Raw genomic sequence first — 22541 nt, 5'->3', positions numbered from 1 at the left:
GCCGGGACCCGCGTCCCGCGGGCTCAGCGCGCGGGCGAGCCGACGTCGCCGAGGAAGTCGTCGAACACGTCCCGGTACGCCGCCGCCAGGCGCAGCGCGTCGTGCCGCGGGGTGCCGTCCCCGCGCCGCACCTGCCGCAGGAGGAGGCGCGCACCCATGCGCGCGGACGCCTCCGCGAGCTGCTCCGTGTCCTCGACGGCGGACGGGTCCGCGACGACGGCGTCGATCCGGAGACCGGGCGCGTGCTTGTGCAGCGCCTCGAGGTGGTCCGTCGCCGTCAGCCCGTAGGTCTCCCCCGTCTCGCTCGACAGGTTGAGCGTCACGCAGCGGCGCGCGGAGGTCTCGTGCAGGGCGCGCGCGAGGTCGGGCACGAGCAGGTGGGGCATCACCGACGAGAACCACGAGCCCGGGCCCAGCACGACCCAGTCCGCGTCCTCGACCGCCTGGACCGCCTCGGCGCAGGCCGGCGGGTCCGCCGGGACGAGTCGCAGCTGCTCGATGCGGCCGTGCGTCACCGCGACGTGGCTCTGCCCGACGACCGTCTCGAGCCGGTCCCCGGTCCGCACGTCGGCCTCGATCCCGAGGGGCACCGACGCCATGGGCAGCACGCGCCCGCGGGCGCCCAGGAGCTTGCCCACCCAGTCGAGACCGGCGACCGGGTCGTCGAGCAGCTCCCACAGCGCGACGATGAGCAGGTTGCCCACCGCGTGGTTGTCGAGGTCACCCTCCGACGTGAACCGGTGCTGCAGGAGCGCGCTCCACGTGCGGCCCCACTCCGAGTCGTCGCACAGGGCCGCGAGCGCCATGCGCAGGTCCCCCGGGGGCAGGACGCCGAGCTCGGTGCGCAGGCGCCCGGACGACCCGCCGTCGTCGGCCACGGTCACGACGGCGGTCAGCCGGTCGGACATGAGGCGCAGCGCGGACAGGCTCGCGGACAGGCCGTGGCCACCGCCCAGGGCGACGACGGCAGGGTTGCGCTGGGCGACCACGATCACTCCTTGCCGAGGTCGCGGGCGGTGACGATGACGCGCTGGCCCTGCGCGCGCAGGCGCGCGGCGATCGCCTCGCTGATCGCGACGGAACGGTGCTTGCCCCCGGTGCAGCCCACGGCGATCGTCACGTAGCGCTTCTCCTCACCCAGGTAGCCGGCCAGGACCGGCTCGAGCGCGTTCACGTAGCGGTCGACGAACTCGAGCGCGCCGGGGCGCCCGAGCACGTAGTCCCGCACGGGGGCGTCCCGCCCGGTGAGGTGGCGCAGCTCGGTGATCCAGTACGGGTTCGCGAGGAACCGCACGTCGACCACGTGGTCGGCGTCGAGCGGCAGCCCGTACTTGAACCCGAACGAGACGACGTTGATCCGCAGGGTCTCGGGCGTCCCGTCCGCCACGGCGGCACGGACCTCGCGCGCGAGGTCGTGCACCGTGAGCTCGGACGTGTCGATGACGACGTCGGAGCGCTCCTCGAGGCTCGCGAGGAGGCGTCGCTCCTCGGCCAGGCCGTCGAGGATGCGCCCCTCCCCCTGGAGCGGGTGCGGGCGCCTGACCTGCTCGTACCGGCGCACGAGCACCTCGTCGGAGGCGTCGAGGAACAGGATCCGGTAGAACACCCCGCTCTGGCGGAGGTGGTCGAGCACCTCGACGAGGTCGGTGAAGAACTCGCGGCCGCGCACGTCGACGACCGCCGCGATGCGCTCGAGCGTCGAGCCCGACCGCGTCATGAGGTCCACGAGCGGGACGATCATGCGCGGCGGCAGGTTGTCGACGACGTACCAGTCGAGGTCCTCGAGCACGGCCGCGGCCCGGGTGCGCCCGGCGCCGGACATGCCCGTGATGATGAGCACCTCGGCCTCGCGCGGCTCCGGGGCGTGGGTCGCCGCCTCGATCGCGGGGATCCCGCTGGGGACCGTGGTCGGCGAGGGCTCCGGCACGCGGTCGGGCGGCCCCTGCGGGCTGAGGTCCGGGGTCGGCTCCGAGGTCATGGCACCAGCATGCCAGCCGCTCACGCCCGGGCCGTGGCCCCGTCACCCACCGGAGTGTCCCGGGCGACCTCGGGCACGTCCTCCGGGCGCGTGGCGCCCTCGGCGGGCGCCGGCTCCGTCGGGGCCGGCGCCGTGGGGGCCGTTCCCGGGGACGGCTCGGCGGCTCCGCCCAGGGCCGCGACCACGGCGCGCGCCGTGCGCTCGCCCATGCCCCGCACGCTCGCGATCTCCTCGACGCTCGCGGCGCGCAGGCGCTTGAGCGAGCCGAAGTGCTTGAGGAGCGCGGTGCGCCGCGCCGGACCGAGGCCCGGGACGTCGTCGAGCGCGGACGCGGTCATGCCCTTGCTGCGCTGCCTGCGGTGCTGGGCGATGGCGAACCGGTGCGCCTCGTCGCGCACGCGCTGGAGCAGGTAGAGGCCCTCCGACGAGCGCTGGAGGATCACCGGGTAGTCGTCCCCCGGGACCCACACCTCCTCGAGGCGCTTGGCGAGGCCGCACAGCGCGACGTCGTCGATCCCGAGGTCGGCCAGCGCCCGGGCGGCGGCGGCGACCTGCGGGGGGCCGCCGTCGACCACGACGAGGTTCGGCGGGTAGGCGAACCTCGCTCGCCTGTCCACGGGGGCGTCGGCGTCGACCTCGCCGCTGCGCGGCACGTACCCCGCAGCCTCCGCGGCCCGCTCCGCGCGGCGGCCCGAAGCGTCGGAACCGGCCGCCACGTCGTCGGCCTCGAGGTCCAGCTCGACCTCGCCCGAGCGCGAGCGGTCGGACAGGTAGCGCTTGAACCGGCGCGTGATGACCTCGTACATCGCCGCCGTGTCGTCCGCGGCGCCGTCGCCGTCGGGCCCGCGCACGGTGAAGTGGCGGTACTCGCTCTTGCGCGCGAGGCCGTCCTCGAACACGACCATCGACGCGACCTGGTACGTGCCCTGGTTGTGCGAGACGTCGTAGCACTCGATCCGCAGCGGGGCGGTGTCGAGGTCGAGCGCCTCCTGGATCTCGCGCAGCGCCTGGCTGCGCGTCGTGAGGTCGCCCGCCCGGCGCGTGCGGTGCAGGGCGAGCGCGTGCTCCGCGTTCGCCCGCACGGTCGCGGCGAGCTCCTTCTTGTCGCCGCGCTGCGGGACCCGGACGTCGACGCGCGCGCCCCGCAGCCCCGAGAGCCAGGTCGTGACCTGCTCGGTGTCCGGCGGCAGGACGGGGACGAGCACCTCGCGCGGGACGACGTCGCGCGCGCCGGCACGGCCCTGGCCGGTCCCCGGGTCGGCCGCCGCGGCCTCCTCGGCCGCACCGTAGACCTGCTGGAGCAGGTGCTCGACCAGCTCCGCGTCGGTCACGTCCTCGACCTTCTCCACGATCCAGCCGCGCTGGCCGCGGATCCGCCCGCCGCGCACGTGGAACACCTGGACGGCCGCCTCGAGCTCGTCGCCGACGAGCGCGAAGACGTCGGCGTCCGTGCCGTCGCCGAGCACCACCGCGTTCTTCTCGGTCGCGCGCTGGAGAGCCACGATGTCGTCGCGCAGGCGCGCCGCGGCCTCGTACTCCATCGCGGCGGCGGCCTCGTTCATCTTGCGCTCCAGACGGCGGACGAAGCGCTGCGTGTCGCCCGCCATGAAGTCGCAGAAGTCCTCGGCGAGCGCCCGGTGGTCCTCGGGCGTGATGCGCCCGACGCACGGCGCCGAGCACTTGTCGATGTACCCCAGGAGGCACGGGCGGCCCGTCTGGTGGGCCCGCTTGAACACGCCCGCCGAGCACGTGCGCACCGGGAAGACGCGGAGCAGGAGGTCGAGCGTCTCGCGGATCGCCCACGCGTGCCCGTAGGGGCCGAAGTACCGGGTGCCGGGCCGCTTGGCGCCGCGCATGACCTGGGCGCGGGGGAACTCCTCCCCCATCGTCACCGCGAGGTAGGGATAGGACTTGTCGTCGCGGTACTTGACGTTGAACCGCGGGTCGAACTCCTTGATCCAGGAGTACTCGAGCGCGAGCGCCTCGACCTCGGTGCCGACGACGGTCCACTCGACGGACGCCGCGGTCGTCACCATCGTCTGCGTGCGGTGGTGCAGGTTCGCGACGTCCTGGAAGTAGTTCGACAGGCGCGCGCGCAGGTTCTTGGCCTTGCCGACGTAGATCACGCGCCCGTGGTCGTCGCGGAACCGGTAGACGCCTGGCGAGGTGGGGATCTCCCCCGGCGCCGGGCGGTACGTCGCGGGATCAGCCATGTTCTCCAGCCTAGGTCAGGCCACCGACGGTGCGGCGGCAGGGGACGTGCGAGTGCCGCGGCGGGCCCGGCGAAGACGTGGTGTGACCTGCACCACCGCCCGCTAGGGTGGCGGCCATGAGCGCACACCACGGGTACGCCGCCACGGTCCGCTGGACGGGCGCGGGCGACAGGGGCACCGCCTCGTACACGGCCTACGGCCGCGACCACGACGTGCTCCTCGAGGGGAGGCCGCCGCTGCCCGGGTCCGCGGACCCGGCGTTCCGCGGCGACCCGACGCGCTACAGCCCCGAGGAGCTGTTTGTCGTGAGCCTCTCGCAGTGCCACATGCTGTGGTTCCTCCACCTCGCCGCGGCGGCGGGCGTGGTCGTGCGGGAGTACGTGGACGACGTCACCGGCACCATGCGCGTCGAGTCTGGCGGCGAGGGGCAGTTCACGGACGTCACGCTGCACCCCCGCGTCGTGGTCGACGACGGCCCGGGGACCGACGAGGAGTCGCTGGCCGCGCTCCACCGCCGCGCGCACGACCACTGCTTCATCGCGCGCTCGGTGAACTTCCGCGTGCTCGTGGAGCCGGCGCCCGCGCGGCGGGCGGCAGCCTGAGCGCTCCGTCCGTGGTCGCGGACGCCCGCGGTGACGGTCCGAGGACGCGTCACCGCGGGGTCGCCCGACGACGGCGTGCCGGGGCTCCCCTGCCGGGTCGCGGCTAGGCCGCGGAGGCCTTGCGGCGCGAGCGCGTCGTGCCCTCGTCCGTCGCCCGGCGGGCCTTGGCCGAGCGGCCCTTGGCCCCCTTCGCGGCGGGCGTCTGCGCGGCGCCGGGCTTCGTCGGTGCACCGACCGGCACCGGGTCGTGCTGGTCGAGGATCTCCGCGAGGAAGCGGCCGGTGTGGCTCGCCTCGACGCGCGCGACCTGCTCGGGCGTGCCCTGCGCGACGACCTTGCCGCCCCCCGAGCCGCCCTCGGGTCCCATGTCGACGACCCAGTCGGCGCTCTTGATGACGTCGAGGTTGTGCTCGATGACGAGGACGCTGTTGCCCTTGTCGACGAGCGACTGGAGCACGCCGAGCAGCTTGCGGATGTCCTCGAAGTGCAGGCCCGTGGTCGGCTCGTCGAGCACGTAGATCGTGCGCCCCGTCGAACGCTTCTGGAGCTCGCTCGCGAGCTTCACGCGCTGCGCCTCGCCCCCGGAGAGGGTCGGCGCGGGCTGTCCGAGGCGGACGTACCCGAGGCCGACCTCCACGAGGGTCTTGAGGTGGCGGGAGATCGCCGGGACGGCCGCGAAGAACTCCGACGCCTCCTCGATCGGCATGTCGAGGACGTCGGCCACGGTCTTGCCCTTGAAGTGCACCTCGAGCGTCTCGCGGTTGTAGCGCGCGCCGTGGCACACCTCGCACGGCACGTAGACGTCCGGGAGGAAGTTCATCTCGATCTTCAGCGTGCCGTCGCCCGAGCACGCCTCGCAGCGGCCGCCCTTGACGTTGAACGAGAAGCGGCCGGGCGTGTACCCGCGCACCTTGGCCTCGGTGGTCTCCGCGAAGAGCTTGCGCACGTGGTCCCACACGCCCGTGTACGTCGCCGGGTTCGACCGCGGCGTGCGCCCGATCGGCCCCTGGTCGACGTGCACGACCTTGTCGAGGTGGTCCAGGCCCGTGACGCGCGTGTGCCGGCCCGCGACCTGGCGCGCGCCGTTGAGCTCGTTGGCGAGGACCGTGTAGAGGATCGAGTTCACGAGCGTCGACTTGCCCGACCCCGACACCCCGGTCACGGCGGTGAACGTCCCGAGCGGGAAGCTCACGTCGATGCCCGTGAGGTTGTGCTCGCGGGCGCCGACGACCTTGACCTGACGGCCCGGGTCGGTCGGGCGGCGCTCCGCCGGGAGCGGGATGCTGCGACGGCCCGAGAGGTACGCGCCCGTGACGGACTCCGGCGCCTCGAGCAGGCCCGCGTAGTCGCCGGAGTGCACGACGCGACCGCCGTGCTCGCCCGCGCCCGGGCCGATGTCGACCACCCAGTCCGCGGTGCGGATGGTGTCCTCGTCGTGCTCGACGACGATGAGCGTGTTCCCGAGGTCGCGCAGGCGCGTGAGCGTCTCGATGAGGCGGCGGTTGTCGCGCTGGTGCAGGCCGATGCTCGGCTCGTCGAGGACGTAGAGGACGCCCACGAGGCCCGAGCCGATCTGTGTCGCGAGGCGGATGCGCTGCGCCTCGCCGCCGGACAGCGTCGCGGCGGGGCGCTCGAGCGAGAGGTAGTCGAGGCCGACGTCGAGCAGGAAGCCGAGCCGCGCGTCGATCTCCTTGAGCACCTCCGTCGCGATCGCGCGCTCGCGCGCGCCGAGCTCGAGCGCCCCGAGGAACGCCGCGGCCTCGCGCAGCGGGAGACGGCACACGTCCCAGATGGACTTGCCGCCCACCTTGACCGCGAGGACCTCGGGCTTGAGACGAGCACCCTGGCACACGGGGCACGGGACCTCGCGCATGAAGGCCTCGTACTTCTCCTTCGACCAGTCCGACTCGGTCTCGGTGTGCCGGCGCTCGAGGAACGTGATGACGCCCTCGAACCCGGTCGAGTACTGCCGCTCGCGGCCCCAGCGGTTCTTGTACCGCACGTGCACCTGGTGGTTCTGCCCGTGCAGCACGGCCTTCTTCGCGCGCTCGGGCAGCGCCCGCCACGGCGTGTCCATGGAGAACCCGAGGTCGTCCGCGAGCGCCGTGAGGACCCGCTCGAAGTACTCCGAGGAGATCTGCGCCCACGGCGCGACCGCGCCCTCGCCCAGCGACTTCTCGACGTCCGGCACCACGAGGTCGGGGTCGACCTCGAGGCGGAAGCCGATGCCCGTGCACTCGGGGCACGCGCCGTAGGGCGCGTTGAAGGAGAACGTGCGCGGCTCGATCTCGTCGAGCGCGAGCTCGTGGTCGTTGGGGCACGCCCGCTTCTCCGAGAAGCGGCGCTCGCGCGCCGGGTCGTCGGCGTCGGCGTCGACGAGCTCGATGACGACGAGACCGCCCGCGAGGCCGAGCGCGGTCTCGACCGAGTCGGTGAGCCGGCGCTGCACGCCCTCGCGCGCCACGAGGCGGTCGACGACGACCTCGATGTCGTGCTTGAGCTTCTTCTCCAGAGCGGGGACGTCGGTGAGCGTGCGCACCTCGCCGTCGACGCGGGCGCGCGCGAAACCCTTGGTCTGGAGCTCCTTGAAGAGCTCGGAGTACTCGCCCTTGCGCCCGCGGACCACCGGCGCGAGCACCTGGTACCGCGTGCCCTCCGGAAGCTCGAGGAGCCGGTCGACGATCTGCTGCGGTGTCTGCGCGGTCACGCGCTCGCCGCAGACGGGGCAGTGCTGCGTGCCGGCGCGCGAGAAGAGCAGGCGCAGGTAGTCGTAGACCTCGGTGATGGTGCCGACGGTCGAGCGCGGGTTGCGGTTCGTGGACTTCTGGTCGATCGACACCGCGGGCGACAGGCCCTCGATGAAGTCGACGTCGGGCTTGTCCATCTGCCCGAGGAACTGGCGCGCGTACGCGGAAAGCGACTCGACGTAGCGGCGCTGCCCCTCCGCGAAGATGGTGTCGAACGCGAGCGACGACTTGCCCGAGCCGGAGAGGCCCGTGAAGACGATGAGCTTGTCCCGCGGGAGGTCGAGGTCGACGTTGCGGAGGTTGTGCTCGCGGGCACCGGAGATGACGAGGCGATTGCTCACCGCAGCATCGTACGACCGACCACCCACATTCGCACAGGTGTTCGACGTCACCTTCGCGCCTCCTCCGACGAACGCTCACCGCGGGCGCACCCGTCCCCGACACGGTCCCCGCCGCGGCAGACTGACGGCATGGTGTACACGGGACAGGTCGTCGTGGGCGGGCCGAGCGACCGGCGCCGCCTCGACGAGGTCGAGATCCGCAAGCTCGCCGTCGGACCGCTCGCGAACGACGTCTACCTGCTCACGTGCCGGCGGACGGGTGCCCAGGTCCTGATCGACGCCGCGGACGCGCCCGACGACGTCCTCGCGCTCGTCCGCGACGGGTCGCCGGCCGCGCGCCTCGACGTCGTCGTCACGACGCACCGCCACACGGACCACCTGCGCGCGCTCGCCTCGATCGTCGCGGTCACCGGCGCGACGACGGCCGTCGGGGACCTCGATGCCGACGCGGCCGCGACCGCCGCGGACGTGCACGTCACCCGCCGTCTCCGTCATGGCGACGTCGTCCGCGCCGGGGACATCGCGCTCGAGGTCGTGGCGCTGCGCGGGCACACGCCGGGATCCGTCGCGCTGGCCTACCGCGAGCCCGCCGAGGTGCACGAGCCGGAGGCGGTGGCGGGCCGGGTGCACCTGTTCACGGGCGACTCGCTGTTCCCGGGCGGCGTCGGGAACACCCAGCGCGACCCGGCCCGCTTCGAGCGGTTGCTCACGGACGTCACGGAGCGCGTCTTCGACCGGTTCGACGACGCGACCTGGGTCTACCCCGGCCACGGCGCGGACACGACCCTCGGCGCCGAGCGCCCGCACCTCGACGAGTGGCGGGAGCGCGGCTGGTAGCGGAGGACGGACCAGCCCGGGACGCCGCCGCGGTGACGACCGAGGCGCGGACCCGACCGCGCGCCGTCGCGGGTCCTGGTTCACTGACGGCATGCCGATCCACGCCGTCACCTACGTCTACGCCGACCGCGCCGCCGAGCTCGACGCGCTGCGTCCGGAGCACCGCGCGTTCCTGGGCGACCTGTACGCCCGGGGCACGCTCCTGGCGTCCGGTCCCCTGCCTCCGTACGAGGGCGCACCCGCCGGGGCGCTGCTCGTCCTCGACGCGGAGACGCCCGACGCCGTCGCCGCAGTCCTCGACGAGGACCCGTTCGGGCGGGCGGGCCTCGTCGCCGAGCGCACCGTCCGCCCCTGGGCGCCGGTCATCGGCGACTGGGCGGACCGCGCCTGACCAGCACGCTAGCGCGCGGCGCCGTCCTGCGGGCCCGTCCCCCACGGCGGTGCCTCGCCGGCCGCCGGCGCGACCTCGCCCACCGGCTCGTCGGCCGGCGTCTCGACCGCATCCTCCACGGGCCCGGGGCCGCCGCCCGCGGGAGCGGCAGCGGCGTCGTCCTGGGCGTGCAGCGCCCGCGTCCGCAGCAGGCTCGCGACGGTGGTGACCACGAGCGCACCGATGATCACGACGAGCGACAGCCAGATCGGGACCGTCGGGACGGCGTCGAGGTGCTCGCCGCTGTTGATGAACGGCAGCGTGTTCTCGTGCAGCGCCTCGAGGATGAGCTTCACGCCGATGAACCCGAGGATCACCGCGAGACCGATCGGCAGGTAGACCAGCCGCTCGAGCAGGCCGCCCAGGAGGAAGTAGAGCTGGCGCAGGCCCATGAGCGCGAAGACGTTCGTCGTGAAGACGATGAACGGGTCCTGGGTGAGCCCGAAGATCGCCGGGATCGAGTCGAACGCGAAGAGCAGGTCGGTGCTGCCGATCGCGAGGAACACGATGACGAGCGGGGTGAAGACCCGCTTGCCGTCCTCGACCGTGCGCAGCCGGCCGCCGTCGTACCGCGTGCCCAGCGGCAGCACCTTCCGCAGCGCCCGCACGGCGCGGTTCTCGTGGTACTCCTCGGGCTCGTCCCCGCCGGCGACGAGCTTGATCGCCGTGTAGATGAGGAACGCGCCGAACAGGTAGAACACCCACACGAACTGCGCGATGATCGCGGCGCCCGCGAGGATGAACGCCCCGCGCAGGACGAGCGCGACGATGATGCCGACCATCAGCACGCGCTGCTGCTGGTCCCGCGGGACCGCGAACCTCGCCATGATGATGACGAACACGAAGAGGTTGTCCACGGAGAGGCTGTACTCCGTGAGCCACCCCGCGTAGAACTCCCCGGCCGGTGCCGCCCCGCCCACCGCGCCCACGATCGCCCCGAAGACGAGGGCGAGCGCGACGTAGAAGCCGACCCACAGCGCGCTCTCGCGCATCGAGGGGACGTGCGGGCGGCGCCCTACGACGAACAGGTCGACGAGAAGCAGCACTGCGAGCGCCGACAGCGACGCCCACTCGAACCAGACGGGGAGCTCGTGAACCATCAGCGTGAGCCCTCCGAGCTCTCGACGGAACGCCGACGGTCGGCGCGGTCCTTGGCGAGGCTCGCGACCGTGGTGATCGTGAGCACGACGACGATGAACCCGAGGGACAGCGCGGTCGGGATCTCCGGGATGACGGTGATGTGCTCACCGCCGTTGATGAACGGCACCTCGTTCTTGTGCAGCGCGTGGATGAGCAGCTTGACGCCGATGAAGCCGAGGATCGCCGCGAGGCCGTACGCGAGGTACACGAGGCGGTCGAGGAGGCCGTCGATGAGGAAGTAGAGCTGGCGCAGGCCGAGCAGCGAGAACGCGTTGGCGGCGAACACGAGGTAGGTCTCCTGCGTGAGCCCGAAGATCGCCGGGATCGAGTCGACCGCGAAGAGCAGGTCCGCGCTGCCGATCGCGATCATCACGATGAGCATCGGCGTGATGTAGCGCTTGCCGTCGATCTTCGCCGTCATCTTGTCCTCGACGTACGTCTCCGTCGTCGGGAACAGGCGGCGGGTCAGCTTCAGCGCGCCGTTCTCGTGGAACTCCTCGTCGTGGCCCGAGCCGGCCTTCACCTGCGTCCACGCGGTGTAGAGCAGGAACGCGCCGAAGACGTAGAAGATCCAGCTGAAGTTCTCGATGAGGGCCGCGCCGAGGAAGATGAAGATCGTCCGCAGGACCAGCGCGATCGTGATGCCGATGAGCAGCACCTTCTGCTGGTAGAGCCGCGGGACGCGGAAGCTCGTCATGATGAGGACGAAGACGAAGAGGTTGTCGACCGACAGGCTCTTCTCGGTGATGTAGCCGGCGAAGTACTCGCCGCCGTACGTCGAGCCCCAGACGGCCCAGACGATCCCGCCGAAGGCGACCGCGACGGCGACGTAGCCGGCGGACCACCAGGTGGCCTCGCGCAGGCTCGGGGCGTGCGGCGTGCGCACGTGCCCGACGTAGTCGACGGCAAGCATCGCGAGGATCACGCCGATGGTGACGAGCCAGGCCCAGACAGGCACATCCATGAAGATTCCTCCGGTACGTGGGGAGCACTGTGTACCGAAGGTCTCTTCCGCCACGCGCCGCCACGCGCACCCGCACGGGACGCGGGCTGGTGGCTGCGGGACCGGTGACACCGGGCCGACGACTGCGCCGGCCGTGATGACGACATCACCGCGGAGGAATACTCCCCTTCAACGAGGAGCCAGCATAGGCCATCGCTCCTCCGGACGTGACAACACCACGCCACCGTGGACTGTTCCTCGGGCGCTCGTGGGCCACCCGTCCGGAGCGCGGCCGGCACCGCTCAGGCGGTCGCGGCCTGCATCTGCCGCAGCTCCTTCTTGAGTCCCGAGATCTCGTCGCGCAGCCGAGCGGCGAGCTCGAACTGGAGCTCGCCCGCGGCCGCGTGCATCTGGTCGCTGAGCTCCTGGATGAGCTGGGCCAGGTCGCTCGCCGCGGCGCCCGCGAGCCGGTTGCCCGACGACGCGCCCTCCTTGGGTCCGCCCGGCACGGGCGCCTTGCCCTTCGCGCCCTTGCCCGGCTGCCGGTACCCGCCCGCGAGGAGCTCGGCCGTGTCGACGTCCTCGCGCGCGAGCATGTCCGTCACGTCGGAGATGCGCTTGCGCAGCGGGGTCGGGTCGACCCCGTGCTCCGTGTTGTACGCGATCTGCCGCTCGCGACGGCGCTCGGTCTCCTCGATCGCCGCGGCCATCGCCGGCGTGATCTTGTCCGCGTACATGTGCACCTGGCCCGAGACGTTGCGGGCCGCACGACCGATCGTCTGGATGAGCGACTTGGGCGACCGCAGGAAGCCCTCCTTGTCCGCGTCGAGGATCGCGACGAGCGACACCTCGGGCAGGTCGAGACCCTCGCGCAGGAGGTTGATCCCGACGAGGACGTCGTACTCGCCGAGGCGGAGCTCGCGCAGCAGCTCGACGCGCCGCAGCGTGTCGACCTCCGAGTGCAGGTACCGGACCCGCACGTCCTTCTCGAGCAGGTAGTCGGTGAGGTCCTCCGCCATCTTCTTGGTGAGCGTCGTGACGAGCACGCGCTCGTTCCGCTCGACGCGCTCGCGGATCTCGTGCAGCAGGTCGTCGATCTGCCCCGTGGTGGGCTTGACGAGCACCTCCGGGTCGACGAGGCCGGTCGGGCGGATGATCTGCTCGACGACGCCGTCCGCCATCGAGAGCTCGTAGTCGCCGGGGGTCGCCGACAGGTACACGGTCTGGCCGATCCGCTCGACGAACTCCTCCCAGCGCAGGGGCCGGTTGTCCATCGCGCTCGGCAGGCGGAACCCGTGGTCGACGAGGCTGCGCTTGCGCGACATGTCGCCCTCGAACATCGCGCCGATCTGCGGCACGGTCACGTGCGACTCGTCGATGACGAGGAGGAAGTCCTCCGGGAAGTAGTCGAGCAGCGTGTTCGGCGCCGATCCCGCCTCGCGGCCGTCGATGTGCCGCGAGTAGTTCTCGATCCCGGACGCGGTGCCGATCTGGCGCATCATCTCGATGTCGTACGTGGTGCGCATGCGCAGCCGCTGGGCCTCGAGGAGCTTGTTCTGCCGCTCGAGCTCGTCCAGCCGCTCGGCGAGCTCGGCCTCGATCGAGGAGATCGCGCGCTCCATGCGCTCAGGCCCCGCGACGTAGTGCGTCGCGGGGAACACGTGGATGCTCGGCTCGGACCGGATCACGTCACCCGTGAGCGGGTGCAGGGTCTGGATGCTCTCGATCTCGTCGCCGAAGAACTCGATGCGGACCGCGAGCTCCTCGTACACCGGGATGATCTCGACCGTGTCCCCGCGCACGCGGAACGTGCCGCGCGTGAACGCCATGTCGTTGCGCGTGTACTGCATGGTCACGAACTGCCGCAGCAGGTCGTCGCGCTCGACCTGCATGCCGACGTCGAGCCGGACCATGCGGTCGACGTACTCCTGGGGCGTGCCGAGGCCGTAGATGCACGACACGGACGCGACCACGACGACGTCGCGCCGGGTGAGCAGCGAGCTGGTCGCGGAGTGCCGCAGCCGCTCGACCTCGTCGTTGATCGACGAGTCCTTCTCGATGTAGGTGTCCGTCTGCGCGATGTACGCCTCGGGCTGGTAGTAGTCGTAGTAGGAGACGAAGTACTCGACCGCGTTGTTGGGCAGCAGCTCCCGGAACTCCGTCGCGAGCTGCGCGGCGAGGGTCTTGTTGGGCGCCATGACCAGCGTCGGGCGCTGGAGCTCCTCGATGAGCCATGCCGTCGTGGCCGACTTGCCCGTCCCGGTCGCGCCGAGGAGCACGACGTCCTTCTCCCCCGCGCGGATGCGCTGCGAGAGGTCCGCGATCGCCGTCGGCTGGTCGCCGGACGGCTGGTACTCGGAGATGACCTCGAACGGGGCGGTCGCACGCTGGAGATCGGTCACAGGACGCATGACTCCACGGTACGTCGAGCCACCCACACGGACCCTCCCCGCGCGGTCGACGCACCACCACGAAGCCGCCCCCGGAAATCACCCGGACGTGATTTGGAAGGTGTCATTCGGAACCCCTAGGGTCGCCTCGACCCTGCCGCGCTCCCCGACGCCCGTGGAGCAGCCTGACAGCACGGACCACGGGCGACGGAGTCCGCCCGCAGTAAGTCAGCGCCGCTAGCGAACCCTCGACCTGGAGCCGACACCATGCGCCTTCACCCCGCGCGCCCCCGCGGAATCCCCCTGCTCGCGCTCACCGCGCTCGCCCTGACGACCGTCGGCCTCGCCGCGCCCGCGACCGCCGCCCCGCTGGCTGCCGCGCCGACGCTCACCGCCGACGACGTCTGCACCGCGGACCCGTCCACGCGACCGGTCGGCGTGTACGAGCTCACTGCCGTGGAGGACGCGGGAGTCGGCATCTGGGCGGGGGGCGGGCTCACCGTCACGACGGCGACCGAGCTCGAGGGCCGTGTCGTCGTGGGCGGGGACGCCGACCTCTCCGGGGCCGGGAGCCTCAACGTCGGGACCGCGGGGGGCGGCGGCTCGGCCATCACCCCGGCCGGCGGGACCGACATGCTCGTCGTCGGCGGCGACCTCGCGACCGCGACGAACACCCAGGTGGGCTTCCACGCGTCGAGCGGCGGCAACGTCGTCGTCGGCGGCGAGATCACCGGCGCGACCCCGAGCACCGAGAGCCGCAACGCCCCGGGCCGCCCAGGCATCGTCACGCAGGGCGTCGGCCGCGACGCCGCGCTGCGCCCCTACACCGCGCTCCCCGGGCTCGTCACGGGCATGGCGGCCGACGCCGCCGACGGTGCCGTCGCCGCCACGCCCCGCGACGGGATCCTGACGCTCGAGGCGGGCGCGCGGTACACGCTCACGGCCGCCCAGGCCTCCACCCTGACGACGCTGTACGTCACCGGGATCGGTCCGGTGCTCCTCACCGTCACCGGCACCACCGTCGACGTGCCGCGGCTCCAGCACGTCGAGTACGGGGGCGTGCGCGTCTACCAGGCCGCCCAGCACCTGTCGGCGCACTTCCTGTGGAGCTTCCCGGACGCGACGCAGGTGACGCTCGGCACGAACGACCAGTTCCCCGGGACGATCGTCGTCCCCCGCACGGACGCGACCCTCACCGTCGCGACCTCGACCAACGGGCGCATCCTGGCGAACGGCGCCGTCTCCTACACCGGCGGCGCCGGGATCGAGCACCACAACTACCCGTTCGCCGGCCCGTGCGAGACGACGCCGCTGGTCGAGGAGCCCAAGCCGGAGCCGTCGCCGGAGGGCCCCAACCCGGGCGAGGGCGTGACCACGCCGCCGACGTCCGAGGAGACCCCGGTCACCGAGGAGCCGGGAGAGCCCTCGCCGGAGTCGACACCGGCCGCCGAGAACTCGGCGACGCCGAGCCCTGAGGCGCCCTCCACGTCCGCCGAGCCGGGCGACGACACGCCGGAGAGCGGCCTCGCGACGACGGGCGCCTCGGTCGTCGTGCTGGCCGTGGTGGCCGCGCTGCTGCTCGCCGGGGGCGCGACGATCCTCGTCGTCGCACGTCGGCGCGCGACGAGCTGACGCTCCCAGCGCGCACCGAGGGCCCGGCAGGACGCCTGCCGGGCCCTCGGCGTCCCTGCGCCGCGCTCAGCTCTCCGTGCCGCCCGCGAGGACCGGCTCGGGGGTACCGAGGAGCGCGTGCCGCACGACGGCGGCCACGGCGGAGACCTGATCGTCGATCGGGACGACGTCGGACCCGGGGACGTGGACGAACCCGGCACGCCGCCCCGGCCCGAGACCCCAGTGGTGCATGAGGGCGTAGAAGACGTCGTTGCACACGTAGGTTCCCGCGGTGCTCGACACCGCCACCGGCACACCCGCCGCGCGGATCTCCGCGAGCGACGCCTTGAGCGGGAGCGTCGACCAGTACCCGACCGGACCTCCCTCCGCGACGGGGACGTCCACCGGACGGTCGCCGGCGTTGTCGGGGATGCGCGCGTCGCGCACGTTCACCGCGACCCGTTCGAGGCGCACGCCCGGCGCACCGCCCGCCAGGCCGAGCGCCACGACGACGTCGGGGTCGTGCTCACGGATCGCCGCGTCGAGCATCGGCCACGCCCCGGCGAAGGTCACGGGGAGCCGGACGGCGACCACCCGGTCGCCCACGAGCTCCTCCCCGCGCTCGGCGAGTCGCGCGGCCGTCTCCCACGACGGGTTCGCGAGGGCGCCGTCGAACGGCTCGAACCCGCTGACGACGACGGTCACGCCTCGTGCTCCTCGATCTCGGCCTGGACCTCGGCGTCGACCTCGGCGCGGACCCGCACCCAGAGCTCGTCGACCTGCTCGCGCAGCGCCTCCGGCGAGCCGGAGCCGTCGAGGGTCACGTCCGCCGCGGCGAGCCGCGCCGCGTCGTCCGCCTGGGCCGCGAGGCGCGCGCGGGCCTCGTCCTCGCTCAGTCCTCGCCCCTCGACGAGCCGCCCGACCCGCACGTCCACGGGCGTGTGCACGACCACGACGCAGTGGAAGCGCGCGGGGTCGCCCGTCTCGACGAGGAGCGGGATGTCGTGCACGACGACGGCTCGCGGGTCGGCCGCTCCGGCCGCCGCCTCGTGCTCGGCCGCGAGCCGGCGCACCTCCGGGTGGACGATCGCGTTGAGGCGTTCGCGGGCGGCGTCGTTGCCGAACACGACGCGACCGAGCGCGGCGCGGTCGAGCGCGCCGTCGGCGTCGAGGACGCCCGGCCCGAACGCCTCGACGACCTCGTCGAGGCCGACCGTCCCGGGCGCGACCGCGTCGCGGGAGAGCGCGTCGTAGTCCACGACGACGGCGCCGAGCTCGGCGAAGCGTGCGAGCGCGACGGACTTCCCCGCCGCGATTCCTCCGGTCAGGCCGATGCGAAACATGCGCCCCATCCTGCCAGCCGGTGGGCGACCTCGCGCCGGGACGATCGACCCTGGGAGGGACGGAGCGCTCAGCCGTGCGCACCCCGCGGCTCGACCGCGCCAGCCGCCGGTCGGTCGCCGCCGCGCGCATCGTCCTGCCGCTCGCCCGCGACGGCACGCAGGAGCCGCAGGAGCTCGGCACGCTCGGCGGCGTCGAGGCGCGCGAGGAGCGTGCCGGCGCTCGACGAACGCTCCGCTCCCACCTGCGCGACGACCTCCCGCCCCCGCGGGGTGAGCTGGACGAGCGTCGCTCTCCGGTCGTGCGGGTCGGGGGTGCGCCGGACGAGACCCGCCTGCTCGGCGTCGTCGACCTTGGACGTCACCGAGCGAGGGGCGACGTCCAGCGCGGAGGCGACCGCACCGAGCCGGCAGGGCTCGTCGCATCGGGCGAGGAACCGCAGCATCCGGTACTGCCCGGGGGTGGTCCCCGCCGGCTGGGCACGCTCGCTGGCCTCGCGTCGTACGCTCCGGAGCGCCGCGTGCAGGAGCGCGAGGAACTCCCCTGCCTCCTCCGTCGAGGCCGGGTCGCCCACCGCGCCCGGTGCGGGGCGCGCGCTCGCATCGCTCGTCACGAGGCCGAGCGTACCCGGCAGGACGGGGTCTTGTTGAGAACGCTCATTGTGAGTTAGACTCACTATCGTTGTCGCGCGAGCGGTCCATGCGACCGAGTCCCCCAGCCGGCCGCGCCGGCCGGCGCCACGCCGCCGCGGACGACCGCGCCCCTCCCCTATCCAGGAGGCCCCATGTCTTTCACCTCACCTCTCCCCGGCTCGGGCGGCGGGCGCGGCATGCGCTCGTTCCGCCAGGACTCCTCCGTCGCGTCCCGGCGGCTGCATCGCGGCACGATCCGACGCGTCCTCACGTTCGCCCGGCCCTACCGCCGCCAGCTCGCCGCCTTCCTCGTGCTCATCTCGATCGATGCCGCCGCGGGCGCGGCCACGCCGCTGCTGTTCCAGCGCATCATCGACGACGGCATCACCGCCGGCGACGTCGGCGTCGTCGTCACGCTCTCGCTCGTCGCCGCCGGGCTCGCGATCCTCTCCGGCGCCCTCGGCGTCGCCCAGCGCTGGTTCTCCTCGCGCATCGGCGAGGGCCTCATCGTCGACCTGCGCACCGCCGTCTTCGACCACGTGCAGCGCATGCCGCTCGCCTTCTTCAGCCGGACCCGCACCGGCGCGCTCGTCCAGCGGCTCAACGGCGACGTCCTCGGCGCGCAGCAGGCCTTCACGTCGACGCTCTCCAACGTCTTCTCGAACCTCCTCACCGTCGTGTTCGTCCTCGCTGCGATGCTCTCCATGTCCTGGCAGCTCACGCTCCTCGCCCTGACGTTGCTGCCCGCGTTCGTGCTCCCGGCCCGCTGGGTCGGCAAGCGCCTCGCCGCGATCACGCGCGAGAGCTACGAGCTCAACGCCGAGGCTGCGCAGACCATGAACGAGCGGTTCAACGTCGCAGGCGCCCACCTCGTCAAGGTCTTCGGCGACCCCGCGCGCGAGTCGTCGCGGTTCGCCGCCCAGGCCGGCCGCGTGCGCGACATCGGCGTGAAGCAGGCCATGTACGGCACCGTCTTCCGCGTCGGCCTCACCGTCGTCGCCTCCGTCGCCGTGGCGATCGTCTACGGGCTCGGCGGTGTCATGGCGATCTCGGGCTCGCTCACGGTCGGCACGGTCGTCGCGCTCACCGCCTACCTCGGGCGCCTCTACGGCCCGCTGACGGCCATGTCCAACGTCCAGGTCGACGTCATGACCGCCCTCGTGAGCTTCGAGCGTGTGCTCGAGGTGCTCGACCTCGAGCCGACCGTCACGGACGCGCCCGACGCCGACGACCTCGCCGACGACCTCGAGAAGGGCGGCGCGAGCCTCGAGCTCGACAGCGTGACGTTCCGCTACCCGGGGGCCGCCGAGGTCTCCCTCGCCTCGCTCGAGTCGGTCGCCGTCGAGGGGGCCGACCCCACGACCGACACCCTGCGCGACGTCTCGTTCTCCGTCCCCGCGGGGGCGATGGTCGCCCTCGTCGGCTCGTCCGGCGCGGGCAAGACGACCGTGTCGCAGCTCGTCACGCGCATGTACGACCCGACCTCCGGGCACGTGCGGATCGCGGGGCGCGACCTGCGCGAGGTCACGCAGGAGAGCCTGCACGACGCCGTCGGCGTGGTCACGCAGGAGGCCCACCTCTTCCACGACTCCATCGCGGAGAACCTCCGGTACGCCAAGCCTGACGCGACCGACGCCGAGCTCGAGGCCGCGCTGCGGCGCGCGCACGTGTGGGACGTCGTCGCGGCACTGCCGTCGGGGATGGAGACCGTGGTCGGCGACCGCGGCTACCGGATGTCCGGCGGGGAGCGCCAGCGCCTGGCCATCGCGCGCGTGTTCCTCAAGGCGCCGCGGCTCGTCGTCCTCGACGAGGCGACGGCGCACCTCGACTCCGGCTCGGAGGCCGCGGTCCAGGCCGCGCTCGCCGAGGCGCTGCGCGGGCGCACGTCGCTCGTCATCGCGCACCGGCTCTCGACCGTGCGCGAGGCGGACCTCATCGTCGTCCTCGACGCGGGGCGCGTGGTCGAGACCGGCACGCACACCGAGCTGCTCGCCCGCAGCGGCCGGTACGCCGCGCTCTACCGGACGCAGTTCGCGGACTCGCCCGCGCCGTCGGCCGTCGACCCGGCCAGCGCGTCAGCGGAGCCGGCGACCGCCACGGCCTGACGGCCTGACCGCCGACCAGGAGATCCCGCACCGCCGACCAGGTGGTTCCGGCTCGTCCGCGGCCACCGACGGACCGCGACGACCTGTTCGGCACCGGACACGGCCGTCGGGAACGGCGAAGGCCCGCCACCCCTGGGGGTGGCGGGCCTTCGTGCGACCTGCGACGTCTCCGCCGGAGCGGCGGAGGGCGTCAGGAGATCAGTTGCCGGTCAGCTTCTCGCGGAGCGCGGCGAGCGCCTCGTCCGACGCGAGCGTGCCCGTGGCCTCGGCGGCCGGGGCCGACGAGTAGGACGTGCTGCTGCTCGAGGACGACGAGCTCGACGAGCCCGAGTCGCCCGACGCGGCGTCGAAGTCGGCCTTGACGGCCTCGGCGACCTGCTTGCGGTGGGCCTCCCAGCGCTCGTGCGCCTTGGCGTACTCCGCCTCCCAGGCCTCGCGCTGCGTCTCGAAGCCCTCGAGCCACTCGTTGGTCTCCGGGTCGAAGCCCTCGGGGTACTTGTAGTTCCCCTGCTCGTCGTACTCGGCGGCCATGCCGTAGAGCGCGGGGTCGAAGTCGTCCGACTCCGGGTCCACGCCCTCGTTGGCCTGCTTGAGCGAGAGCGAGATGCGGCGACGCTCGAGGTCGATGTCGATGACCTTGACGAAGACCTCGTCACCGACGTTGACGACCTGCTCCGGCAGCTCGACGTGGCGCACGGCCAGCTCCGAGATGTGCACGAGGCCCTCGATGCCGTCCTCGACGCGCACGAACGCACCGAACGGGACGAGCTTGGTGACCTTGCCCGGCACGACCTGACCGATCGCGTGGGTCCGGGCGAACGTCTGCCACGGGTCCTCCTGCGTCGCCTTCAGCGACAGCGAGACGCGCTCGCGGTCGAAGTCGACGTCCAGGACCTCGACCGTGACCTCCTGGCCGACCTCGACGACCTCGGAGGGGTGGTCGATGTGCTTCCAGGAGAGCTCGGAGACGTGCACGAGGCCGTCGACGCCGCCGAGGTCCACGAACGCACCGAAGTTGACGATCGAGGAGACGACACCGGGGCGCACCTGGCCCTTCTGCAGCGTCTGCAGGAAGGTGGAGCGGACCTCGGACTGCGTCTGCTCGAGCCAGGCACGGCGCGAGAGGACGACGTTGTTGCGGTTCTTGTCGAGCTCGATGATCTTCGCCTCGATCTCCTTGCCGACGTACGGCTGGAGGTCGCGGACGCGACGCATCTCCACGAGGGAGGCCGGGAGGAAGCCACGGAGGCCGATGTCGAGGATGAGACCACCCTTGACGACCTCGATGACGGTGCCGGTGACGACGCCGTCCTCCTCCTTGATCTTCTCGATCGTGCCCCAGGCGCGCTCGTACTGCGCACGCTTCTTGGACAGGATCAGACGGCCTTCCTTGTCCTCCTTCTGGAGGACGAGGGCCTCGACCGCGTCGCCGACGTTGACGACCTCACCGGGGTCCACGTCGTGCTTGATGGACAGCTCGCGGGAGGGGATGACGCCCTCGGTCTTGTAGCCGATGTCGAGGAGGACCTCGTCGCGGTCCACCTTGACGATCGTGCCTTCGACGATGTCGCCGTCGTTGAAGTACTTGATGGTCGCGTCAACGGCGGCGAGGAAGTCCTCCTCGGTGCCGATGTCGTTGACGGCAACCTGGGGTGCGGACTTCGCGGGGGTAGAGATGGTCATTGAGTTCGATGCTCCGATGCGGACAGGTGTAGTCGAGCGGGTAGGGTTCTCGGCGCGCCGCTGCCGCTGACCCGTGGACGTCATGGTTGGCGTCGTGATCCGGGACGAAGGCAGGCGCAACGCACCGCCGTCCACCTTATCCGGGTGTCACCCCGGTGGTCAACGCGGCGCCGGAGGCCGCGCAGGCTTCACCCGTTCCCGCGTCAGGCGAGCACGCGCGCGACGCGCAGCAGCTCCTCGGGCACGCGCTTGGGACGCCCGGCCACCTCCGCCAGCGACACGAGCTCCACGCGCTCCCCGCGCAGCGCCGTCATCACGCCCGACGTCCCCGCGCTCACGGCGTCGACGGCGGCGACGCCGAACCGGCTGCCGAGGATGCGGTCGGTGGGCGTGGGCTCGCCACCGCGCTGCACGTGCCCGAGCACCGTGAGCCGCGTGTCGAACCCAGTACGCTCCGCGATCTCCGCGCTCACGCGCTCTCCGATGGACCCCGCGACGATCTCGCCGAAGCGGCCGAGCTGCTGCGTGAACTCCATCGACGAGCCCTCGCGCGGGACGGCGCCCTCCGCGACGACGACGATCGAGAAGTTCGCGTGCGCCCGGTGCCGGTGCCGCAGGAACTTCACGAGCTGGTCGATGTCGAAGGGCTCCTCGGGGGCGAGGACGACCTCGGCACCACCCGCGATGCCGGAGTTCACCGCGATCCACCCGGCGTGGCGGCCCATGACCTCGACGACCATGACGCGGTTGTGGCTCTCGGCCGTGGTGTGCACGCGGTCGAGGGCCTCGGTCGCGATGTTCACCGCGGTGTGGAAGCCGATGGACAGGTCCGTGCCCTCGACGTCGTTGTCGATCGTCTTGGGGATCGCGACGATCTTGACGCCCGCCTCGGCGACGCGGCTCGCGGCGTGCAGCGTGCCGTCGCCGCCGATGCAGATGAGCGCGTCGAGGTGCTCCGCCTCGACCGTCGCGAGCACGGCGTCCATGCTGCCGTCCTCCTCGCGCGGGTGGAACCGCGCCGTGCCGAGCAGCGTGCCGCCCACGGGGAGGACGTTCCGGATGTCCTGGCGGCCGAGCGGGTGCACGTCGCCGTCGACGACCCCGCGCCAGCCGTTGCGGAAGCCGATGATGGTGTGCCCGTACTCCCCCGTCCCCTGCTTGACCACGGCCCGGATCGCCGCGTTCAAGCCGGGGCAGTCGCCTCCGCCGGTGAGAAGTCCGATGCGCACCTGTTCCTCCGTCTCGTCGTCGCGTCGCGCGTCCTCGCGCGCGTGCCCGGCGTCGACGGAGGTGCCGACCTCCGCGGCACCGCGTCGCCCTCAACCCTAGTCAACCCGGCGCCGTGGGTCACGGCCCGTCCCGGTCCTCGGGCACGCCGACGACCAAGGTCCCGAGCACCCGGGCCGTGACCCACGGCGCCGGGTTGACTAGGGTTGAGGGCGACGCGGTGCCGCGGAGGTCGGCACCTCCGTCGACGCCGGGCACGCGCGCGAGGACGCGCGACGCGACGACGAGACGGAGGAACAGGTGCGCATCGGACTTCTCACC

At 72.5% G+C, this 22541-nt stretch carries 18 protein-coding genes; 5 read left to right on the top strand and 13 right to left on the bottom strand.

Annotated elements, in window-relative coordinates:
• Window positions 1-23: 23 nt before the first annotated feature.
• The 3 genes from yvcK to uvrC are packed head-to-tail and all read right to left on the bottom strand — an operon-like array spanning window position 24 to window position 4191.
• Complete coding sequence (yvcK, locus tag A0J59_RS04145) at window positions 24-989, bottom strand: uridine diphosphate-N-acetylglucosamine-binding protein YvcK (protein WP_064315352.1); 966 nt, start codon at window positions 987-989, stop codon at window positions 24-26.
• Window positions 990-991: 2 nt separating this feature from the next.
• Complete coding sequence (gene rapZ, locus A0J59_RS04140) at window positions 992-1978, bottom strand: RNase adapter RapZ (protein ID WP_064315311.1); 987 nt, start codon at window positions 1976-1978, stop codon at window positions 992-994.
• 20 nt (window positions 1979-1998) lie between these two features.
• A complete protein-coding gene (uvrC, locus tag A0J59_RS04135; RefSeq protein WP_064315310.1) occupies window positions 1999-4191 on the bottom strand; it encodes an excinuclease ABC subunit UvrC in 2193 nt (730 codons plus the stop codon).
• A 116-nt stretch (window positions 4192-4307) separates the two neighbouring features.
• On the opposite strand from uvrC, the gene A0J59_RS04130 reads away from it, so the two are divergent.
• Window positions 4308-4793 carry an OsmC family protein gene (locus A0J59_RS04130; RefSeq protein WP_047232826.1) on the top strand — a complete coding sequence of 162 codons (486 nt, stop codon included), beginning with the start codon at window positions 4308-4310 and terminating at the stop codon, window positions 4791-4793.
• Between the two features lie 103 nt (window positions 4794-4896).
• Here A0J59_RS04130 and uvrA read toward each other — a convergent pair whose 3' ends face one another.
• Window positions 4897-7881: an excinuclease ABC subunit UvrA gene (gene uvrA, locus A0J59_RS04125; RefSeq protein ID WP_082918726.1), complete on the bottom strand. Its 2985-nt coding sequence runs from the start codon at window positions 7879-7881 to the stop codon at window positions 4897-4899.
• A 129-nt stretch (window positions 7882-8010) separates the two neighbouring features.
• Between uvrA and A0J59_RS04120 the strand changes: the two genes are divergently transcribed.
• A complete protein-coding gene (locus A0J59_RS04120; protein ID WP_064315309.1) occupies window positions 8011-8718 on the top strand; it encodes an MBL fold metallo-hydrolase in 708 nt (235 codons plus the stop codon).
• 91 nt (window positions 8719-8809) lie between these two features.
• Complete coding sequence (locus A0J59_RS04115; protein WP_064315308.1) at window positions 8810-9109, top strand: YciI family protein; 300 nt, start codon at window positions 8810-8812, stop codon at window positions 9107-9109.
• Between the two features lie 8 nt (window positions 9110-9117).
• On the opposite strand, the gene A0J59_RS04110 is transcribed toward A0J59_RS04115, so the two are convergent.
• The 3 genes from A0J59_RS04110 to uvrB all read right to left on the bottom strand — a co-directional run bounded on the left by A0J59_RS04110 (window position 9118) and on the right by uvrB (window position 13642).
• On the bottom strand, window positions 9118-10248 hold the full coding sequence (locus tag A0J59_RS04110; RefSeq protein ID WP_082918725.1) for a TerC family protein: 1131 nt from the start codon (window positions 10246-10248) through the stop codon (window positions 9118-9120).
• The gene (locus tag A0J59_RS04105; protein ID WP_047232829.1) at window positions 10248-11252 is read right to left on the bottom strand and encodes a TerC family protein; all 1005 of its coding nucleotides are present in this window, start codon (window positions 11250-11252) and stop codon (window positions 10248-10250) included. The genes A0J59_RS04110 and A0J59_RS04105 overlap by 1 nt, the downstream gene beginning before the upstream one ends.
• A 281-nt stretch (window positions 11253-11533) precedes the next feature.
• On the bottom strand, window positions 11534-13642 hold the full coding sequence (gene uvrB, locus A0J59_RS04100) for an excinuclease ABC subunit UvrB (RefSeq protein ID WP_047232830.1): 2109 nt from the start codon (window positions 13640-13642) through the stop codon (window positions 11534-11536).
• 246 nt (window positions 13643-13888) lie between these two features.
• Here uvrB and A0J59_RS04095 point away from each other — a divergent pair, with 246 nt between their 5' ends.
• The gene (locus A0J59_RS04095; protein WP_064315307.1) at window positions 13889-15253 is read left to right on the top strand and encodes a choice-of-anchor A family protein; all 1365 of its coding nucleotides are present in this window, start codon (window positions 13889-13891) and stop codon (window positions 15251-15253) included.
• Window positions 15254-15319: 66 nt separating this feature from the next.
• Here A0J59_RS04095 and A0J59_RS04090 read toward each other — a convergent pair whose 3' ends face one another.
• The 3 genes from A0J59_RS04090 to A0J59_RS04080 all read right to left on the bottom strand — a co-directional run bounded on the left by A0J59_RS04090 (window position 15320) and on the right by A0J59_RS04080 (window position 17186).
• Entirely contained in the window at window positions 15320-15937 is a 618-nt protein-coding gene (locus tag A0J59_RS04090; protein WP_053370765.1) for a hypothetical protein, read from the bottom strand.
• Window positions 15934-16575: a dephospho-CoA kinase gene (coaE, locus tag A0J59_RS04085; RefSeq protein ID WP_064315306.1), complete on the bottom strand. Its 642-nt coding sequence runs from the start codon at window positions 16573-16575 to the stop codon at window positions 15934-15936. The genes A0J59_RS04090 and coaE overlap by 4 nt, the downstream gene beginning before the upstream one ends.
• A gap of 68 nt (window positions 16576-16643) precedes the next feature.
• On the bottom strand, window positions 16644-17186 hold the full coding sequence (locus A0J59_RS04080; protein WP_255364971.1) for a MarR family winged helix-turn-helix transcriptional regulator: 543 nt from the start codon (window positions 17184-17186) through the stop codon (window positions 16644-16646).
• A 171-nt stretch (window positions 17187-17357) separates the two neighbouring features.
• On the opposite strand from A0J59_RS04080, the gene A0J59_RS04075 reads away from it, so the two are divergent.
• Window positions 17358-19310: an ABC transporter ATP-binding protein gene (locus A0J59_RS04075; protein WP_064315304.1), complete on the top strand. Its 1953-nt coding sequence runs from the start codon at window positions 17358-17360 to the stop codon at window positions 19308-19310.
• 198 nt (window positions 19311-19508) lie between these two features.
• Here A0J59_RS04075 and rpsA read toward each other — a convergent pair whose 3' ends face one another.
• From rpsA to A0J59_RS22025, 3 genes are all read right to left on the bottom strand, one after another.
• On the bottom strand, window positions 19509-20993 hold the full coding sequence (gene rpsA / locus A0J59_RS04070) for a 30S ribosomal protein S1 (protein ID WP_047232834.1): 1485 nt from the start codon (window positions 20991-20993) through the stop codon (window positions 19509-19511).
• A gap of 203 nt (window positions 20994-21196) precedes the next feature.
• Complete coding sequence (locus A0J59_RS04065) at window positions 21197-22222, bottom strand: 6-phosphofructokinase (RefSeq protein WP_053370761.1); 1026 nt, start codon at window positions 22220-22222, stop codon at window positions 21197-21199.
• Between the two features lie 118 nt (window positions 22223-22340).
• The coding region (locus A0J59_RS22025; protein WP_220084435.1) for a hypothetical protein at window positions 22341-22541 on the bottom strand (201 nt) is incomplete at its 5' end.

Origin of the sequence: Cellulosimicrobium sp. I38E, assembly GCF_001647255.1 — a bacterium.
Lineage (GTDB): Bacteria > Actinomycetota > Actinomycetes > Actinomycetales > Cellulomonadaceae > Cellulosimicrobium > Cellulosimicrobium cellulans_E.
The sequence above is the reverse complement of the archived record's forward strand: the minus strand, read 5'-3'. Positions and strand labels throughout refer to the sequence as shown.

Excerpts from the sequence above, each read along its gene's own strand:
- rapZ (WP_064315311.1), bottom strand. The coding sequence starts at position 1,978 with ATGACCTCGGAGCCGACCCCGGACCTCAGCCCGCAGGGGCCGCCCGAC.
- uvrC (WP_064315310.1), bottom strand. The coding sequence starts at position 4,191 with ATGGCTGATCCCGCGACGTACCGCCCGGCGCCGGGGGAGATCCCCACC.
- A0J59_RS04130 (WP_047232826.1), top strand. The coding sequence starts at position 4,308 with ATGAGCGCACACCACGGGTACGCCGCCACGGTCCGCTGGACGGGCGCG.
- A0J59_RS04120 (WP_064315309.1), top strand. The coding sequence starts at position 8,011 with ATGGTGTACACGGGACAGGTCGTCGTGGGCGGGCCGAGCGACCGGCGC.
- A0J59_RS04115 (WP_064315308.1), top strand. The coding sequence starts at position 8,810 with ATGCCGATCCACGCCGTCACCTACGTCTACGCCGACCGCGCCGCCGAG.
- A0J59_RS04110 (WP_082918725.1), bottom strand. The coding sequence starts at position 10,248 with ATGGTTCACGAGCTCCCCGTCTGGTTCGAGTGGGCGTCGCTGTCGGCG.
- A0J59_RS04105 (WP_047232829.1), bottom strand. The coding sequence starts at position 11,252 with ATGGATGTGCCTGTCTGGGCCTGGCTCGTCACCATCGGCGTGATCCTC.
- uvrB (WP_047232830.1), bottom strand. The coding sequence starts at position 13,642 with ATGCGTCCTGTGACCGATCTCCAGCGTGCGACCGCCCCGTTCGAGGTC.
- A0J59_RS04095 (WP_064315307.1), top strand. The coding sequence starts at position 13,889 with ATGCGCCTTCACCCCGCGCGCCCCCGCGGAATCCCCCTGCTCGCGCTC.
- coaE (WP_064315306.1), bottom strand. The coding sequence starts at position 16,575 with ATGTTTCGCATCGGCCTGACCGGAGGAATCGCGGCGGGGAAGTCCGTC.
- A0J59_RS04075 (WP_064315304.1), top strand. The coding sequence starts at position 17,358 with ATGTCTTTCACCTCACCTCTCCCCGGCTCGGGCGGCGGGCGCGGCATG.
- rpsA (WP_047232834.1), bottom strand. The coding sequence starts at position 20,993 with ATGACCATCTCTACCCCCGCGAAGTCCGCACCCCAGGTTGCCGTCAAC.